14 protein-coding genes are annotated in these 18270 nt (G+C 69.2%); 10 read left to right on the forward strand and 4 right to left on the reverse strand.

The genetic code is table 11. The features are described 5' to 3' along the window. Nucleotides 1-23: 23 nt before the first annotated feature. From GRI40_RS00560 to trxA, 7 genes are read left to right on the forward strand one after another with little or no spacing between them, the layout of a single operon-like run. Nucleotides 24-2363 (forward strand): sensor histidine kinase, encoded by a 2340-nt coding sequence (locus tag GRI40_RS00560; RefSeq protein ID WP_160609544.1) that lies wholly within the window; start codon nucleotides 24-26, stop codon nucleotides 2361-2363. Then, nucleotides 2360-2797, forward strand: a complete 438-nt coding sequence (gene tsaE / locus GRI40_RS00565) for a tRNA (adenosine(37)-N6)-threonylcarbamoyltransferase complex ATPase subunit type 1 TsaE (protein ID WP_160609545.1) — start codon at nucleotides 2360-2362, stop codon at nucleotides 2795-2797. The genes GRI40_RS00560 and tsaE overlap by 4 nt, the downstream gene beginning before the upstream one ends. After that, the gene (locus tag GRI40_RS00570) at nucleotides 2794-3783 is read left to right on the forward strand and encodes an aminoglycoside phosphotransferase family protein (RefSeq protein ID WP_160609546.1); all 990 of its coding nucleotides are present in this window, start codon (nucleotides 2794-2796) and stop codon (nucleotides 3781-3783) included. Before tsaE ends, GRI40_RS00570 begins: the two co-directional genes overlap by 4 nt. Beyond that, nucleotides 3780-4502 carry a nucleotidyltransferase family protein gene (locus tag GRI40_RS00575; protein WP_160609547.1) on the forward strand — a complete coding sequence of 241 codons (723 nt, stop codon included), beginning with the start codon at nucleotides 3780-3782 and terminating at the stop codon, nucleotides 4500-4502. The genes GRI40_RS00570 and GRI40_RS00575 overlap by 4 nt, the downstream gene beginning before the upstream one ends. Beyond that, entirely contained in the window at nucleotides 4495-7440 is a 2946-nt protein-coding gene (locus GRI40_RS00580) for a PD-(D/E)XK nuclease family protein (RefSeq protein ID WP_337190456.1), read from the forward strand. The genes GRI40_RS00575 and GRI40_RS00580 overlap by 8 nt, the downstream gene beginning before the upstream one ends. Further along, nucleotides 7437-10919: a double-strand break repair helicase AddA gene (gene addA / locus GRI40_RS00585; protein WP_160609549.1), complete on the forward strand. Its 3483-nt coding sequence runs from the start codon at nucleotides 7437-7439 to the stop codon at nucleotides 10917-10919. Before GRI40_RS00580 ends, addA begins: the two co-directional genes overlap by 4 nt. Before the next feature lie 45 nt (nucleotides 10920-10964). Next, complete coding sequence (gene trxA, locus GRI40_RS00590; RefSeq protein WP_160609550.1) at nucleotides 10965-11288, forward strand: thioredoxin; 324 nt, start codon at nucleotides 10965-10967, stop codon at nucleotides 11286-11288. Here the strand turns inward: trxA and GRI40_RS00595 are convergent. Both GRI40_RS00595 and argJ read right to left on the reverse strand, forming a co-directional pair. Beyond that, nucleotides 11285-12082: an inositol monophosphatase family protein gene (locus GRI40_RS00595; protein WP_160609551.1), complete on the reverse strand. Its 798-nt coding sequence runs from the start codon at nucleotides 12080-12082 to the stop codon at nucleotides 11285-11287. The two genes, trxA and GRI40_RS00595, sit on opposite strands and share 4 nt — an antisense overlap. A gap of 1 nt (nucleotide 12083) precedes the next feature. Beyond that, nucleotides 12084-13310 carry a bifunctional glutamate N-acetyltransferase/amino-acid acetyltransferase ArgJ gene (gene argJ, locus GRI40_RS00600; RefSeq protein ID WP_160609552.1) on the reverse strand — a complete coding sequence of 409 codons (1227 nt, stop codon included), beginning with the start codon at nucleotides 13308-13310 and terminating at the stop codon, nucleotides 12084-12086. A 44-nt stretch (nucleotides 13311-13354) separates the two neighbouring features. Here argJ and GRI40_RS00605 point away from each other — a divergent pair, with 44 nt between their 5' ends. Then, nucleotides 13355-13699, forward strand: a complete 345-nt coding sequence (locus tag GRI40_RS00605; protein ID WP_160609553.1) for a hypothetical protein — start codon at nucleotides 13355-13357, stop codon at nucleotides 13697-13699. Between the two features lie 93 nt (nucleotides 13700-13792). Continuing rightward, nucleotides 13793-16567 carry a preprotein translocase subunit SecA gene (gene secA, locus GRI40_RS00610; RefSeq protein WP_160609554.1) on the forward strand — a complete coding sequence of 925 codons (2775 nt, stop codon included), beginning with the start codon at nucleotides 13793-13795 and terminating at the stop codon, nucleotides 16565-16567. 292 nt (nucleotides 16568-16859) lie between these two features. Here the strand turns inward: secA and GRI40_RS00615 are convergent, their stop codons facing one another. Next, entirely contained in the window at nucleotides 16860-17039 is a 180-nt protein-coding gene (locus GRI40_RS00615; protein ID WP_160609555.1) for a hypothetical protein, read from the reverse strand. Nucleotides 17040-17410: 371 nt separating this feature from the next. On the opposite strand from GRI40_RS00615, the gene GRI40_RS00620 reads away from it, so the two are divergent. Further along, nucleotides 17411-17647 carry a KTSC domain-containing protein gene (locus GRI40_RS00620; protein WP_160609556.1) on the forward strand — a complete coding sequence of 79 codons (237 nt, stop codon included), beginning with the start codon at nucleotides 17411-17413 and terminating at the stop codon, nucleotides 17645-17647. A 26-nt stretch (nucleotides 17648-17673) separates the two neighbouring features. Here the strand turns inward: GRI40_RS00620 and GRI40_RS00625 are convergent, their stop codons facing one another. Beyond that, the gene (locus GRI40_RS00625) at nucleotides 17674-18234 is read right to left on the reverse strand and encodes a DUF2939 domain-containing protein (RefSeq protein WP_160609557.1); all 561 of its coding nucleotides are present in this window, start codon (nucleotides 18232-18234) and stop codon (nucleotides 17674-17676) included. Nucleotides 18235-18270: the final 36 nt, after the last annotated feature.

The raw sequence follows: 18270 nt of genomic DNA on the forward strand, positions 1-18270 counted from the left end.
TCGGCGCGCATAGCTGACCGCCCATGCAATTGTCCCCCACCGCGCTGGTCCTGCTCGGCCTGCTGATGGCCGCCTGGGTGGCGGTCGCAGCCGGGCTGATGATCGCTGCCGGTGCTAAAACGAAGGCGGCAGAGAACGCGCGCAAGGCGTCGCGGCGCATGGCGCGGATGATCGAGGAAGCGCCGGCGATCCCGCTGCTTGTGCGGACTGACGGGCGGATCGAGGCTAGCGAGCGCCTCGCCGGCTGGCTGGGCCTGTCGCGGCTCCCGCAGTATCTCGGCGATCTGGCCGGCAGCGAAGGCGGCAGGGGCATCGGCGCCGAACAATTGGCGCAGCTGGCCGCCCTGGTGTCGCGCACGCAGAAGACCGCGGCGCCGTTCCGCATGGCGATCACCCCCGCGGGCTCGCAGCGCAGCCTTGCCGTTCGGGGCACGCTGGCCGATCCGCAAGTGGCACCTGGCGGGGCGGCCTTGCTGTGGATCTTCGATTTCTCCGAAAGCGAGAACGAGCTTGCCAATCTCCGGGCCGAGGCTTCGCGCGCCCGCGCTGATTTTGCCGCGCTCGTCGGCCTCATCGAAGCGGCGCCCATGCCGATGTGGTTCCGCGGGACCGACGCGCGGCTGAAGCTGGTCAATCGGGCCTACGTCGCTGCCGTCGGCGCGGAATCGGCCGACGCCGCCGTGGCCGCGCAGGCGGAATTGATCGAGGCCGTCGACGGTCTGTCCGCCGCGCAGATCGCCGCACAGGCGTCGCAGCGGAAGGCGCCGATCGAACGGATCGTCGCCGCCACGATTGGCGGCCAGCGCCGCAGCTTGCGTGTCAGCGACCTGCCACTGGGGGACGACGGGGTCGCCGGGTACGCCATCGACATTGAGGAGATGGAGGAGCTTTCCCGCGTGTTCCGTGCATGGCGCGATGCGCAGCGCGACATGCTGGACCAGTTGCCGGTCGGCGTCGCGCAGTTCGGCGCGGACCGCAGGCTGTCCTCCGCCAATCAGCCGTTCCGGCGCGCGTTCGCGATGCGCCCCGGTGCGAGCCAGGGGCTGGAGTTCGAACGCTTCCTGCGGGAAGCGCGTGAAGCGGGCCGCACCCCCGAAGTGCGCGACTTCCCGGCATGGCGTGCGGAGCGGCTCGAATGGTTCCTGGCCGACGAACCGGTGGAGGAGAACTGGCCGCTCAGCGATGGGACGCACCTCAGGATCGTGGCGCAGCCGATGCCCGATGGCGGGCTGGTTCTGATCGCTGAGGACCGGACAGAGAGCCTGGCCCTGTCGGCCACGCGCGACACCCTGCTGCGCACCCGCACCGCGACGTTCGACAGCCTGTTCGAAGCTCTGGCCGTATTCGCGCCTGACGGCCACATGCAGCTGTGGAACCGCCGGTTTGCGGGGGCGTGGGGCCTCGATGACGAGGCGCTGGGCGGGCATCCGAGTGCGGACGAGCTTGTCCGGCAGATCGCGCCCCTGCTCGACCGGCCCCAGCAGGCGAAGGGGATCGGCGAGATCGTCCGCGGCGCGACGCTCGATCGCAAGCAGACCGCCGGGCGTGTCTCCCTGGCAGATGGACGAACGCTCGAGATTGCAGGGGTCCCGCTCCCCGACGGCAATGGTCTGCTTACCGTTCTCGACATCACGGCCTCGCAGCTTGCGGAAGACGCGCTGCGCGAACGCAACCAGGCGCTGGAGGCGGCCGACGAGGTCAAGACCCGGTTCCTCGCCAACATGAGTTACGAACTGCGGGTCCCGCTCACCTCGATCGGCGGGTTCGCCGAACTGCTCAAGGCCGGGGTCGCCGGCGAGCTGAGCGAGCAGGCGCGCGAGTACGTTGCTGCCATTCTCGAGTCCGTCCAGAAACTCACCGACCAGGTGGAGAACGTGCTCGATCTGTCGCAGAGCGAGGCAGGACTTCTTCCCCTGTCGCGCACGCGCTTCGATGTCATGCCATTCGTCACGCGGGTCGTGCGCGAACGCGAAACGGCGATCGTGAGCGGCGGCCTTTCGCTCGACCTGCGCGGCAGCAAGGCGCTGAAGGTCGATGCGGACGAGCGGCAACTGGGCCGGGCGATCGGCCAGCTGCTCGACAACGCGATCGCCGCGACCCCGAGAGGGGGCAAGATACTCGTCGATCTTTCGCGCAAGGCCGACGGGTTGCGGATCGTGGTATCCGACAACGGCAAGGGTATGACCGCGGCCGAACTGCGCCGCGCGCTGGAGGGCCTGCGGACCGGGCCCGATGGCAAGCCTGAGCGCCGGCAGGGCCTCGGCATTCCGCTCGCGCGGCAACTGGTGGAGGCGCACGGCGGCACGCTTGAGATCGTCTCGCGGCCCCACGAGGGAACTTTCGCCACGATCACGCTGCCGTGACGGTCGATCTGCCCGACCTTGCCGCCATGGACGCGTTCGGCGCGCGCATTGCCCGCAAGCTGAGGCCGGGCGACGTGGTGGCGCTTACCGGGGGACTGGGCGCTGGCAAGACAACCCTTGCGCGCGCCGTCGTCGCCGCCCTGGGCCACCGCGGCGAGGTACCGTCCCCGACTTTCACGATCATCGAGACGTACGACGCGCTCGATCCGCCGCTTGTGCACGCCGACTTCTATCGCCTGGAGACACCCGGCGAAGCGGAAGAGATCGGACTCGATGATTATCGGCACGGATCCGCGTTGCTGGCGGAATGGCCGGACCGCGCCGGCGGCTTCGCGCATGAGGCGGGCTGCCTTTCCGTCACGCTCGAAATCGCGGGAAACGGCCGCGTGGCCGTTGTCGATCCGGGTGCTGATTGGCTAGGGCGCATGCCATGAACGCGTTGCCAGACGGCCTCGGCCGATTCCTTGATTCGGCAGGCTGGTCCGGGGCGGTGATCGACCCGATCCCGGGCGATGCCTCCTTCCGCCGGTATTTCCGCATTCGCCACGGCGCGCGCCACGCGATGCTGATGCATGCGCCTCCGCCGCACGAGGACCCACAGCCGTTCCTCGACGTCGCCGCATGGCTAACCGACAACGGGCTGCGCGCGCCCGCGATCCACGCGGCCGATCCGCAGCAGGGCTGGGTGCTGCTGGAAGATTTCGGCGACGATCGCATGCGTGACTGGCTCGACCTTCACCCGCAGGGCGAGGGCGCGGCGTATGGCGCGGCAATCGACGCGCTGGTCGCGCTGCACGCGTGTCCGCCCGGGCCCTTCCCGGCGTACGACATGGCGACCTACCAGCGGGAAGCGGCGTTGCTGGTCGAATGGTATTGCCCGGCAGTGGGGATCGAGGTGGATGTGCCCGGTTATGCCGGGGCATGGGAGCAGGTGCTTTCCCCGCTCCTGGCGCGCCAGTCTCCGGGCGTGACGGTGCTGCGGGATTATCACGCGGAAAATATCATGCTGCTGGAGCCCGGCGCACGGGGCGGCGGCGGGCAGGGCCTCATCGATTTCCAGGACGCGCTGGTCGGTCACCCGGCATACGATCTCGTCAGCCTGTTGCAGGATGCCCGGCGCGATGTTTCGCCCGAGCTGGAGCAGTCCATGCTCGACCGGTACCTCTCGCAGGTGGACGCGGGCGACAAATTCATGGCGGACTACGCCCGCCTCGGCGCGCACCGTAACGCAAAGATCGTCGGGATCTTTGCGCGCCTCCACAAGCGCGACGGCAAACCGCGTTATCTTTCGATGATCCCGCGTGTCTGGGCAGCGATGGAACGCGATCTGGCGCACCCTGCGCTGGGCCCGGTCGCGGCGTGGTTCGATCGCAACATCCCGCGCCGTCTGCGCGACAAATTCGGCGGTGCGATCGCATGACGAAGCTCGCCAGCGATACGGCGATGGTCATGGCGGCCGGGCTCGGCAAGCGGATGCGGCCGCTCACCGCCACGCAGCCCAAACCCATGGTGCGCGTCGCGGGCAAGCCGCTCATCGATCACGCGCTTGACCGGCTGGCGGAATGCGGCGTCGCGCGCGCGGTCGTGAATGTCCATTACCTGCCCGACGCGCTGGAGAGCCATCTCGGGTCACGCGAGGCGCCCCGCGTGACAATCTCGGACGAACGCGACGGATTGCTCGAGACTGGCGGGGGAATGGTGAAGGCGTTCCGGGAAGGCCTGCTGCCCGATCCCTTCTTCTGCCTCAACGCCGACAACATCTGGCTGGACGGACCGCGCGATGCGTTCACGGACCTTTCCCACCACTGGAATCCGGCTACAATGGATGCGCTGCTGCTGGTTGTCCCGCACGCACGCGCGATGAACTTCCGCGGGCCCGGCGATTTTCATATGGACCCGCTCGGCCGGCTATCGCGTCGCAGGCCTGGGCGGATCGCGCCCTATATCTATACCGGCATCCAGATCGTCAGCCACCGGCTGCTTCGCGATGCGCCGCAGGGCGCGTTCGGCACGATGACCTTGTGGGAACGGGCGATCGGGGAAGGGCGGCTGTACGGCGCGCTGTTCACCGGCCAGTGGTTCGAAGTGGGCACGCCGCAAGCCATTCGCCCGACCGAGGATGCGCTGGCGAGTGTCTGAGGGGCGGGGGCCGCAGATCTATTCGATTGCCGCGCACCGCGGCTTTGCAGATGCGCTCGTCGCAGGGCTTATCCCGCGCTATTCCGAGCCGGACGTCGGCCTTGCCCGCCTGACCTTGCTGCTCCCGTCCAGCCGCGCGATGCGCACCGTGCAGGAAGCATTCGTCCGGGCGAGCGGAGGCGGCCTCCTGATGCCGCGCATGGCGGCAGTGGGCGATCTCGATCTCGACGAGACGCTGGGTGCGCTGCTCGATCCGCTGGGTGCTGCTGACATTCCGCCGGCGATGTCGCCCACGCGCCGCTGGCTGCGCATCGCGGAGTTGCTGCGCGAGGAGATGGGCCCCGACGCGCCGCGCGGCGCCGCACTGCTGCGCCTGGCGCAAGATGTCGCCCGCACCATGGACCGGCTGCTGATCGAGGATATCGGCCCCGAAGAGCTCCAGGGCGACCACGTCATCGAGATCGTTGGTGACCTGGCGGTCCATTGGCAGCGTTCGGTCCGGCTGTTCGCCCGCGTGCAGGCGCGGTGGCTGGCGGAACTCGGGACGATCGGTGCCCTCGATTCGGCCGCCCGGCGCAATCGGCTGTTCGACCATGCGGCGCGGCGGTGGCGCGCGGTGCCGCCCGTGACGCCGGTGGTCGCTGCCGGTGTCACGAGCGCTTCCCCGGCGTTGGCGAACCTGTTGCGGGTCGTCAGCACGCTCCCGGCCGGCGCGGTGATCCTGCCGGACCTCGATCTCGCGATGCCGGCCGCGGTGTGGGATGAGCTTGGCGCGGCGGGCAAAGGGGTGAACCCCGGCGACCCGCCCTTCGCGGAATCCGACGCCGTCACGCATCCACAGTACCACCTAAAGCTGCTGCTGAACCGGATGGGCGTAAACCGGGAAGAGGTTCAGCCGTGGCACCGCCGCGGGATCGGAGCCGCTCCGCCGGAGCGCAGCCACGCCATTTCGAACCTTTTCCTCCCGCCGGAAGCGAGCACGGCATGGGTGGGCCTTTCCGCCGACAAGCGCCGGCTTGCGGGCGTCCGGCTGATGGAGAGCGACAACCCGGAGGCGGAGGCCCAGGCCATCGCCCTGCTGATCCGCCAGGCCGTCGCCGCGCCTGAAAAGCGGGTGGCGCTGGTGACGCCCGACCGCGCGCTCGCCCGGCGGGTGGTGCAGCACTTGCGCCGCTGGCACATCGAAGCGGACGATTCCGCAGGCCGCCCGCTGTCGATCACGGCGGCGGGCCGGCTGATGCTGCAATTGGCGCAAGTGGCGGCGGAGCAGGCGGCGCCGGTGCCGCTGATCGCCGCGCTCGCCAATCCGCTCGTTCGCTTCGGCGACGCGCGGCGGGACTGGCTGGCCGCACTCCGCAAGTTTGAGCTCCAGCTACGGGGGCCACGCCCCGAAGGAGGACTCGAACCGCTCGGGCCGATGGCGGCCCAGGCGGGTGTTGCCGAATGGTGGGCACCGACCGCGGCGATCCTTGCACCGTTGCTGGAAGGCGGGGAACTATTGCTGGCCGACTGGCTCGACCGCCTTGCCGCCGCCGGTGAATTGCTGGCGGGCGACGCGTTGTGGGCGCGCGAGGACGGCCGTGCGCTTGCTTCCCTCGTTGAGGACTTGCGCCTGCACGCGCGCGAGATCGGGACCGTGATTGCAGCCGAAGACCTGCACGTCGCGCTGCGGGATGCGATGGAGGCGGAGGCGGTCCGGCCGCCGTTCGGTGGCCATCCGCGGGTGAGCATCTACGGCCTCATCGAATCGCGCATGGCGCGCGCGGACCTGGTAATCGCTGCCGGTCTGAACGAGGGGACATGGCCCGCGCGTTCCGCCACCGATCCGCTGCTGGCACCGGCCGTGCTGCGCGGGCTGGGCGTGCCGGGCGCCGATTTCCGCATCGGACTGTCGGCCCACGACCTGGCCGCAGCGATGGGCGCGCCGGAGGTCGTGCTGAGCCGCGCGCGTCGGGACGAAAGCGGGCCGGCAATCGCGTCGCGCTTCCTGCTGCGGGTGCAGGCGCTGCTTGGCGAGCTCCGGCCGGCGCACCGGGAGGATCGGGCGCCGGCACTCGCCGCGGCGATCGACGATGCGCCGGCGGCGGCGCCCTATCCGCGCCCGCAGCCCATGCCCGATGCGGCGCAGCGCAAGGTCGCGCTGAGCGTCACCGGGCTCGACCGCCTGCGGGCCGATCCCTACCAGTTCTATGCCTCCTCGATCCTCTCCTTGTCGGAGCTGGACGCGCTCGACGCCGATCCGGGGCCGGCGTGGCAAGGGGAACTGGCGCACCTCATCCTCGAAGACTGGCACCGCACGGGCCAGCCGATGCAGGCGCTGGCCGACGCGCGGCTGGAGGCGATGCACGCGCATCCGCTGACCCGCGCGCTGTGGCGGCCGCGGCTGATGAAGGCGCTGGAATGGGTGGAGATGGAGGTTGCCGCCGATCCCCAGCGAACGCCCGCCCTGTGGGAAGAGCGCGGCCGGATGGATTATCGCGGCGTGACCCTGCACGGGCGGATCGACCGGCTCGATCGGCTGGCGGATGGCAGTTTCGCCGTCGTCGACTACAAGACCGGGCGGCCGCCCTCGGGCGCGCAGGTGGAGGCGGGGTACGCGCTGCAGCTCGGCACGCTGGGGCTGATGGTGGAAGGCGGCGCGTTCGACAAGCTGGCGGACGCCCGGGCGACACGCTTCGAATACTGGTCCCTGGGGCGCAACGACAAGAGCGTGACGGGCTTCGGGTACATCACGACTCCCATCAAGGAGGGGAACAAGCGTAGCGGAATCGCGCAAAGAGAATTCTTACCGCAGGCGAAAGTGTTTCTCGATGCGGCGCTCGATGCGTGGATTCTCGGCGAGGCCCCGTTCACCGCGCGGCTGAACCCCGATGCGCCGGGTTACGCGACGTATGACCAGCTGATGCGGCTCGACGAATGGGCGGGGCAGACGGAATGAGCGGCAAGGTCCATCCCTTGCAGGGCCAACAGGAGGACGCGGTCGCGCCCGATCGCAGCGTGTGGCTGAGCGCGTCGGCCGGCACCGGCAAGACCCAGGTGCTTTCGGCGCGGGTCCTGCGCCTGTTGCTGCGGCCGGGGGTGAAGCCGTCCCAGATCCTGTGCCTGACGTTCACCAAGGCCGGCGCCGCGGAAATGGCGGAGCGGGTCAACGCCGTGCTGGCCGGATGGGTGCGGATGCCCGACACCGCGCTGGCAAAGGACCTCATCGCGATCGGCGCTTCCCCCGATCCGGACACGCTCGCCCGGGCGCGGACGCGCTTTGCCGCCGTGCTCGATTGTCCGGGCGGCGGCCTCCGGATCGACACGATCCACGCGTTTTCGCAGTGGCTGCTCGCCGCGTTCCCGGACGAGGCGGGGCTGGTCCCCGGCACCCGCCCGATGGAGGACCGCGACCGCGAGGTCCTGGCGCATGGTGTCCTCGCCTCCATGGTGAGCGCCGCGGAAGAGGCCGGGGATCAGGGCGTGCTGGGTCCGCTGGCCATGCTGAGCGAGCGCATGGGCCCCGACGGCGCGCGATCGTGGCTGCTGCGCTGCGCCGCCGCGCGCGAGGTGTGGCAGGCCCCCGGCGACTGGCAGCCGCCGATGCGCGAACGCGTGCTGCCGCTCCTGGGCCTGGAAGCCGATGCAGGCGAGGCGTCGCTGGCGCAGCTGTGCGCCGATGGCGTGTTCGACTGCGCCGCGCTGGGCGAGGTGCTCGCCGCAAACCAGGCATGGGGCACGGCGACCGCGGACAAGTCGATCGCCGCGATCGGCGACTTCCTGGGCGCCAGCGGGCTCGGCCGGGTCAGCGCGGCCGAAGCGCTGGAGACGGCGCTGTTCACCCAGAAAGGCGAGGTTCGCTCTCTCAAGAGCCTCGAGAAATGCGACCCGGGCTATGCCGATGCCGCCGCCGCCGTGGCAGCGTCGCTTCTGGCGCTGCGCGAACACCGGGCGCTGCTGGCGCTGGCGGATTTCCTCACCCCAGCGCTGGAGATCGGGCGCCGCTTCGCGATCGCGTGGGAAGAGGCCAAGGCGCGCGAGGGCCTGATCGACTTCGACGACCAGATCCGCCGCGCCGCCGCCTTGCTGACGCGGTCCGATATTGCCGACTGGATACGCTACAAGCTCGACCGGCGCTTCGATCATATCCTGGTGGACGAGGCGCAGGATACGAACGCCGCGCAGTGGGATATCATCCGCGCGCTGACCGGCGATTTCTTCGCCGGGGCGGGGCAGCGCGACCAGGTGATGCGCACCCTGTTCGTGGTGGGGGATTACAAGCAGGCGATCTTCCGTTTCCAGGGGACCAGCCCCGAAAACTTCGCCGCCGCGCGGCGCTATTACGAACAGGTCATCGGCGCGCTGGCGGACGATGACCGGCGCGCGCAAGGGCTGCTCAGGCTCGGCCTGGGACGAAGCTATCGCACCGCGCAGCCCGTGCTCGCGTTCGTGGACCGGGCGATAGAGGCGATCGCACCCGCGAGCTTCGGCCTGGACCAGCCGGCCGAACCGCACATCGGCGATAACCGCCCAGGCCTCGTCACCCTGTGGCAACCGGTCGCGGCGCGCGATGAGGATGCGGGGGGCGACGGGGGCGCCGACGGGGGCGACGAGGGGCCGGAGGAGTGGCTCTCCGAGCCCGAGCGCGCGATGGCCAGCCGCATCGCCGGCCAGATCAGGGCCTGGCTGCGGGACGGCTTCCCGCTGGTGAAGGGCACCCCGCGCAACGCCGGGCCGGGCGATATCATGGTGCTGGTGCGCAAGCGCCGCGAGCTGGCCGGGTTGATCGTCGCGCGCCTGCACGCGGCGGGCGTGCCCGTTGCGGGGGTCGACCGGCTGCGCCTGGGCGCGCCGCTGGGCGTGAAGGACCTGATGGCCGCCCTGCGGTTCGCGGCCCAGCCGCTCGACGACCTCAGCCTCGCCAACCTGCTCGTCAGCCCGCTGATCGGCTGGAGCCAGGACGATCTGCTGCGATGCGGATACCGCCCGCGCGGCACCCGGCTGTGGCATCACTTGCGCGATGGCGCGGACCCGCTGCAGCGTGAGACGGTTGCGCGCCTGCGCGATCTGCTTCGGATCGCGGACTTCGATCCGCCGCAGGCGCTGCTCCACTGGATGCTGGTCGGCCCGTGGCAGGGGCGCAAGGCGCTCGTCGCGCGGCTGGGGCGGGAGGTGAACGATCCGATCGACGAACTGCTGAACGCCGCCAACGCCTATGCCGGCACCGCCACGCCGAGCCTGGCGGGTTTCATCGCCTGGTTCGACGCGGGCGAGGGCGAGCTGAAGCGCGAAGCCGACGGCGGCGGCGGCCTGGTGCGGGTGATGACCGTCCACGGCGCCAAGGGGCTTCAGGCCCCGATCGTCATCCTGGCCGACGCTGCCGGCAATCCCGACGCCAGCCCAGTGCGCGACCTGTCGTTGCAGGAGGACCGCATCGGGGGCGAGCCGGGCAAGGTCGTGCCGATCCCGCCGCTGCGCACCGCCGAGAAGGCGGGGCCCATCGCGATTGCCGAAGCCGCGGCGAAGAAGGCAGAGCGGGAGGAGCACTGGCGGCTGCTCTACGTGGCGATGACGCGGGCGGAGGAAGCGTTGTTCATCGGCGGCGCGCTGGCCAAGCGCGAGAAGGAGCCCGCGCCCGATTCCTGGCACGCCCGGCTGAAGCCGCTGTTCGAGGCCGATCCGCTCGACGATCCCCTGTGGGGCGCGCGTTACGAATGGGGCGCGCTGGCCGCGCCCATCGAACGGTCCGAGGGGGTTGGCGCGATTGAACGCCCGGTTCTGCCGGATTGGGCCACCACCCCGGTCGGCCCCGAACCGCGCCCGCCGCGCCCGCTGGCGCCCTCGTCCGCCGGGGCCGAACGCGCGCCCGATCCGCCCCTGCCGCCCGATGTGGCGCGCGTCGCGGCGCGGCGCGGGGTCCTGATCCACCGCCTGCTCGAACGACTGCCCGATATCGCGGCGGGGGAACGGGACGCGGCGGCCCGGCGCTGGATCGCGCGGCAGGCGGGCGACCTTTCCGAAGCGGAGCGCGCGGAGATCGTCGCCTCCGCCATCGCGGTGCTGGCCGATCCGTCGTTCGCGCACGTATTCGCACCCGGCGCCCTTGCGGAAGTGCCGCTGGCCGCGACGGTCGACGGGCAGGTCATCGCAGGCACGGCCGACCGCCTGCTGATCGAGCCGGAGCGTGTCACCGTGGTCGACTTCAAGACCGCGCGCCGTCCGCCCGCTTCGCTGGAGGACATGCCGGGCAGCACGATCGCGCAGATGGCCGCCTATGCCGCAGCGCTTTCGGCCATCTACCCCGGGCGGGAGATCTGCGCGGCGGTGCTGTACACGAAGGCGCCGCGGCTGATTGCCGTGCCGGGCCACGTCCTTGCCGCGCGCAAGGGCGCGTTGGGGGCCGCGTCGGAAAGCTTTCCGCCCTCACCGGTTGAGTGAGCGTGCCCAGCGCCTAGATTGGCGTTCACTTCAGGAGACAAGACAATGCCGACGATTGCCGTGACCGATGCCAGCTTCCAGTCCGACGTGCTCGACAGCGACAAGCCTGTGCTGGTCGATTTCTGGGCCGAATGGTGCGGGCCGTGCAAGATGATCGGCCCGGCGCTGGAGGAAATCGCGGACGAACTGGGCGACAAGGTGACCATCGCCAAGATGGACATCATGGAAAATACCGGCGTGCCCGGCCAGATCGGCGTGCAATCGATCCCGCTGATGGTCCTGTTCAAGGACGGCAAGCCGGTGGCGCAGAAGCTGGGCGCCGCGCCCAAGAGCCAGCTGAAGGGCTGGCTGGAAAGCGAACTCGCCTAGAGCCTGGCGTAAAGCCCTGCGAGCCTGTCCCACAGGGCCGGGCTCGCGGCGCCGATCATGCCGGTGCGGTCGGGTTCGTCCACCCGGTATGCGGAGCCATCGGGCCGGGCCACGCGCCCGCCCGCTTCGTTGAGCCACAGCGCGCCCGCGGCATGATCCCACGCCAGAGTGCGTTCGAAGAACGACACGTCGTTCTGGCCCAGCGCCAGGCGCGGATACTGTTCGGCCGCGCATCGGGGCGTTTCCACCACGCGGAAGTGCGGCGCGACGTGCGCGTTCACCGCTTCGCGCCGGGCGGCGTCGAGGAAAATGGTCGAGATGGCCGCGACCGGCGGATCTTCGCCGGTGGCGCGGGCGGCGATTCGTTCCCCATCGACGAACGCGCCTTCGCCGCGGCGCGCGCTGCACAGCCGGTTGTTCAGTGGATCGTATATCCAGCCCGCCACCGCCTCGCCCCCATCGGCCAGCGCGACCATGATGCCGAACGGCGCGCGGCCATGGGCATAATTGTGCGTGCCGTCGATCGGGTCGACGATCCAGCACGCGCCGGACAGCGCGGCGAGGACGGCCGGGTCGGCATGGGCGGCCTCCTCACCCACCACCGGCACATCGGGGGCGAGCCTGGTCAGGGCTTCCGTGAGGAACGCCTCCGTCTCGCGGTCGGCGATGGTGACGAGATCGTCCTGCGCCTTTTCCTCGATCTCGCTGGCCGCCAGGCGTTTCCAGCGGGGCAGGATCGTCCGTTCGGAAACGAAGCGGAACAGCGCGCGCAGTTCGGCATCGAGCGCGTTCATGTCAGCTCCGGTAATCGGCGTTGATCGCGATGTATCCGCTGGTGAGATCGCAGGTCCACACCGTGGCGCGGCCATCTCCGATGCCCAGGTCCACCTCGATATCGACTTCGCGCCCTTGCAGGTGTGCGGCGACCGGCGTTTCGTCGTAATCGGGCAGGGGCTGGCCGTCCCGCGCGGCCCAGGTCCCGCCGAAACCGATCGACAGGCGGTCGCGGTCGGCGGGTTCCCCGGCCTTGCCCACCGCCATGACCACGCGCCCCCAGTTGGCGTCACCGCCGGCGACGGCGGTCTTCACCAGCGGAGAATTGGCGACGGCCATCCCGATGCGGCGCGCGCTTTCGTCGCTCTGGGCGCCGGTGACCGTCACAGTGATGAATTTCTGCGCGCCTTCCCCGTCGCGGACGACCAGGTGCGCCAGTTGCCGGCAGACGTCGTGGAGCGCGGCGGCAAATGCGTCGGCCCCCGCATCGTCGAACCCCGCCAGCGGGGCATTGCCCGCCGCGCCGGTGGCGAATGCCAGCACCGTGTCGCTCGTGGAGGTGTCGCTGTCCACCGTGATGCAGTTGAACGTCGTGTCGCTGGCGGCCGACAGGATCGCTTGCAGGAAGGCAGGCTCCACCGCCGCGTCGGTGAAGATGTAGCCGAGCATGGTCGCCATGTCGGGCGCGATCATGCCGCTGCCCTTGACGATCCCGATCACGCTCACCGCCGTGCCGCCCACCACTGCGGAGGCGACCGCGCCCTTGGCGAACGTGTCCGTCGTGCCGATCGTGGCCGCCGCGTCCTCCCACGCGCATGGCTGGGCGGCGAAGACCGCCTCCAGCCCGGCGCGCGCCTTGTCCTGCGGCAGGGGCACGCCGATCACGCCGGTGGAGGAAACGAACACCTCGCTGGGCGGGCAGCCGAGGTGCTGGGCGACCTGGGCCATGATCGCCTCCACCGCCTCGCGCCCGCGGTATCCGGTAAAGGCGTTGGAATTGCCCGCGTTCACCACCAGTGCGCGCGCCTGGCCCAGGCGGGCCTGCTCCCGCCCCAGTTCCACTTCGCTCGAACAGCAGACGTTGCGGGTGAACACGCCCGCGACCGCCGTGCCCGGCGCAAGCTCGACATAGGTGAGGTCGCAGCGCCCCCAGTCCTTGTAGCCCGCGCGCGCGATCCGCGGCACCGCGCCCGCGATGGGCGGCATGGGGGGGAAGGGGACGGCCAGTGGCGATGGGGCGGGTGTCATGCGCGCCGCCTTAGGTAGCCGATCCGCCGGCGACAATCGTTTCGGTGGGCAAGCGTGCCGCGCGAACGCGCGAAAAGCTAGACGCGCGGCGCGATGCGCCCTATCTGTGGGCGGCAATGTTGCGCCGTATTCTCACCTGCCTCGCGCTCATCACCGGGCTCGCCGCCTTCGGCACCCCGGCGGAAGCGCGCATGATGCTCGACAGCGGGCAGCAGGTCGAAAACACGATGGCCGGGGCACAAGGCGCGCCGACGGCGTCGTGCGTTCCCGCCTCGCAGAAGGCGAGCAGCCAGCTCAAGAGCCGGCCGAGCGGCGACTGCAAGCGGCGCAAGCCGGTCGTGATCTTCATCCCGACCGTGCAGTTCGGGCCCGACCGCGCGCTGGAATAGCGCGCCCCTTTTTCGCATCCCACCGATTGCAGTCGCGGGCGCCAGCATGCGCCGCGGCTTCCTGTTTACAGTTCCAGCCGCAGGGCTTTTCCCATGATCCAGAATTTCGCCAAGGCTCTCTTCGGGTCGTCCAACGACCGTTACGTGCGGTCGATCGACAAGGTCGTCCGCCAGATCGCCGCGCTCGAGCCGCAGATCCAGGCGCTCAGCGACGCGGAGCTTGCCGGGCAGACGCAGAAGTTCCGCGACCAGATCGCCGGGGGCAGCACGCTCGACGATATCCTGCCCGAAGCTTTCGCCACCGTGCGCGAAGCGGGCGTGCGCGTGCTGGGCATGCGCCACTTCGACGTGCAGATGGTGGGCGGCATCGTCCTTCACCGGGGCGAGATCGCGGAAATGCGGACGGGCGAGGGCAAGACGCTGGTCGCCACGCTGGCGACCTATCTCAACGCGATCGAGGGCAAGGGCGTCCACGTCGTCACGGTGAACGACTACCTCGCCCGGCGCGACGCGGACTGGATGGGGCGCATCCACCAGTTCCTCGGCCTCACGGTCGGGGTCATCGTTCCCAACCTCAGCGAGCACGAGCGGCGCGAGGCCTATGCCAGCGACATCACGTATGGCACGAACAACGAATTCGGCTTCGACTACCTGCGCGACAACATGAAGCACGAACGCGCCCAGATGGTGCAGCGCCCCTTCAACTACGCCATCGTCGACGAGGTGGATTCGATCCTGATCGACGAGGCGCGCACCCCGCTGATCATCTCCGGCCCGACCGAGGACAAGCAGGATCTCTACATCGCGATCGACGCCATCGTGAAGGGCATCGATCCCAGCTTCTACGAAGCCGACGAGAAGTCGAAGAACATTTCCTGGACCGAGGACGGCGCCGAGAAGATCGAAGCGCTGCTGGCCGACAGCGGCCTGATGGCGACGCCGAACCTCTACGACGTGGAAAACACGCAGGTCGTCCACCACCTCGACCAGGCGCTGCGCGCGAACGTGATGTTCAAGCGCGACATCGACTACATCGTGAAGGACGAAAAGATCGTCATCATCGATGAATTCACCGGCCGCATGATGGATGGCCGGCGCTGGTCGAACGGCCTGCACCAGGCGGTCGAGGCGAAGGAAGGCGTGCGGATCGAGCCCGAGAACCAGACGATGGCCTCGATCACCTTCCAGAACTACTTCCGCATGTATCCCAAGCTGTCCGGCATGACCGGCACCGCCGCGACCGAGGCGGCCGAGTTCTGGGACATCTACAAGATGAACGTCGTCGAGATCCCGACCAACAAGCCGGTCGCGCGGATCGACGAGGAAGACGAATTCTACAAGAACACGCAGGACAAGTTCAAGGCGATCGCCAAGGCCATCGCCGAGAAATCCAAGATCGGCCAGCCCACCCTGGTCGGCACCGTCTCCATCGAGAAAAGCGAGCTCCTCAGCAAGTTCCTGGAGGAGGAGGGCGTCAAGCACTCCGTCCTCAACGCGCGCTTCCACGAAATGGAAGCGCACATCGTGGCGCAGGCCGGACGCCTGGGCGCGGTCACGATCGCCACCAACATGGCCGGCCGCGGCACCGACATCCAGCTGGGCGGCAACGTCGAGTTCCGGGTGGAGGACGAGCTGCGCGACATGCCCGAAGGGCCGGAGCGGGACGCCGCCGTCGCGCGCATCAAGCAGGAAGTCGCCGCCGAGCGCGAGCAGGTGCTGGCGGCCGGCGGCCTGTTCGTGCTGGGCACGGAACGGCACGAATCGCGGCGCATCGACAACCAGCTTCGCGGCCGTTCGGGCCGCCAGGGCGATCCCGGCCTCAGCCGGTTCTACTTGTGCCTGGAGGATGACCTTCTGCGCATCTTCGGGCCGGACACGCTGTTCGCCCGGATGATGAATTCCAACCTCGAAGATGGCGAGGCGATCGGCAGCAAGTGGCTGTCGAAGGCGATCGAGACCGCCCAGAAGAAGGTGGAAGCGCGCAACTACGACGTTCGCAAGCAGGTGGTCGAATACGACGACGTGATGAACGACCAGCGCAAGGTCATCTACGAACAGCGCGCCGACATCATGGATGCCGATACGGTGGACGACGTGGTGTTCGACATGCGCCGGGACACCGTGAACACCCTGATCGGCGACGCGTGCCCGCCCGAGTCCTATCCGGAACAGTGGGACATCGCCGGGCTGAAGCAGCGCGTGCAGGACGTGCTGGGCATCGACGCCCCGTTCGATGAATGGGTCAACGAAGATCACGTCGAGCCCGAGCTTTTCGAAGAGCGCCTCCAGAAGCTGACCGACGACCTGATGGAGCGCAAGATCGCCGAGGTCGAGCCCGACATGTGGAGACGGCTGGAAAAGCAGATACTGCTGGAACGGCTGGACCACCACTGGAAGGAACACCTCGCCACGCTCGACGCGCTGCGCCAGGTGATCTTCCTGCGCGCCTATGCGCAGAAGCAGCCGATCAACGAATACAAGCGCGAGGCGTTCATGCTGTTCGAGCGGATGCTCGAAACCCTGCGCGAAGACGTGACCTCGATCCTCATGCGCAGCGAATTCCGCTTCAACGCACCGCAGGCGCCCCTTTCGCTGCCGGAGCTTCCGGATTTCCTGACCGGCCATATCGATCCGCTGACAGGGTTCGAGAATTCTGACGACGGCGACGGTTCGCGCGCGATGGGCGCGATGTTCGGGTCGCTCGCCGGATCGCCGATGGCGGCCGCCGGGCCGGGCGGCGTTGCCGATAATCCGTGGGCAGGACAGGACATCAGCCGCAATGCGCCGTGCCCGTGCGGGTCGGGCAACAAGTACAAACACTGCCACGGCGCGGTGGGCGCAGGCGCGAACGCCGCGGCGGCGGGCTGATCCGCTCCCTCCGGCGGAGACAGGCGCGTCGACGCTTCCTGCCGCCGCTTACGCGCTGACCGCGCTGCTGCGCGCTTTGGTGCGAATAGCCTGCTGCGCCGGTGGTTACAGGCACTTCGCCTTGGATAGGCAGGCTGACGCCGCCGCGCGGCGCACTGGGCTTGACCGCAGTGCGCGCTTAATCGGGGTTTCGGGGCGGTCTGCCCGCCGTCCGCTACGTGATTCGTCGGCTCACATCGGCGCTGACAATCCGGGTCGGGGCCCGCTTGATGGCAAGCTGACCGGCGCCGGCTCAGTCGAAGGGCGCTTCATCCGCATGGACGACTTTTGCCCGGTCGCTGAGGGGGCCGCCCGCGAGCCCTTCGATATCGTCATCCTCCTGGGCCGGCGGCGCGTCGAAAGCCCCGGACCCCTGGAGATACTTGTATCCGGCGTAACCGAGCGCGCCGAGAGCTGCCAGCCTGAGAAACATCGCATAATCCCTGTGTATCAGAACCCGTTAAACGGGGCGGCGCGGCAAAAGGTCCGTCGCACGGTGATCGGCATCGGGCAAAGGATCGTGGACCGGTGCTTCGTGATGGATGACATCGCCCAGCCGGCGCCGGTCAACACGCTGGCCGCAGACGGGGCATATGTGAAATTGTCCTGGTTGCCCGGGCGCCGGCTCCAGGACCCTGGCGCGGTTGGCGGTTTCGCGCTCGCGGGGCGGGATCGGCACCATGGCCGAATCAACCGGAACGCTTGTGGACGGTTCCGGGACCCGCGGGATTCGCCCTGGCGCGAAACCGATTCGGTTCGCCGCTGAACGTGGAACGGCCGATTCGCCGCGGGCTTTGACCGGGCATGCCCGTCCAGGAATTACGTTCTTCATCGGCAATCGACCGCGCGGCCTACAGCCCGGCGAAGCGGGAGCTGAGCATCTGGTTCACCGGCGGGCGGCGCTATATCTATTCCGACGTCCCCCCGGAATTGTACGACGCGCTGTGCGCGGCGCGATCGGCCGGCCGGTTCGTGAACGACGCGGTCAGGGGTCGCTTCGCCAGCCGCACCGACCCGCCGCGCCGGCGTTACTTCGACTGACGGTCAGGCAGCGCGGCGCGCGCCGTTTACTGGCCCAGCCCTTCGGCCGGCAGTTCAAGGCCGGACAGCTTCCAGCCGAGACCATCGCGCTCGAACACGAGGCTGGGGGCAGGCCCCCCGTCCGGTGTGACAGGCGTCGCGGTAAAGCGATCGAAGCCGTCGCGATCGACCGTCCAGTCGACGGGCTGGCGGTCCGCCGCGCCATCCGCCGGTGCCGGTGCCGGTGACTGGCCGGGACGCTGCATCCGGCCTTCCGCGATCATCGCCGACATGCCTTCGGGGGTTACGAAGCCTTCCACCATCCCGTAGACCATGCCCATGGCCAGCATCGCCCCCAATGCACCGAAGGGGTTGTCCTTCATCTCGGGCCTGGCGAGTTCGGTGGCCATCGCTGCGCGGAGCTGCGTCTTCAGCGATTCGCGAACCTTGGGAAAATCGATCCGATCCTCCAGCGCGGCGGCGTCCCCGCTTTCCGCGGCGGATTTGAGCTGGCTCATCGCATAGGCGGGCGAGGCGAAATACCACGCGACGCCGGCAAGCACGATGGCCACCACGGCCACGGCGGCCAGCAACTTGTTTCGGTTCATCGGTTCCCCCCTGACAATCGCGTCACGGTAACAGGA

The organism is Tsuneonella aeria (genome assembly GCF_009827495.1).
Lineage (GTDB): Bacteria > Pseudomonadota > Alphaproteobacteria > Sphingomonadales > Sphingomonadaceae > Tsuneonella > Tsuneonella aeria.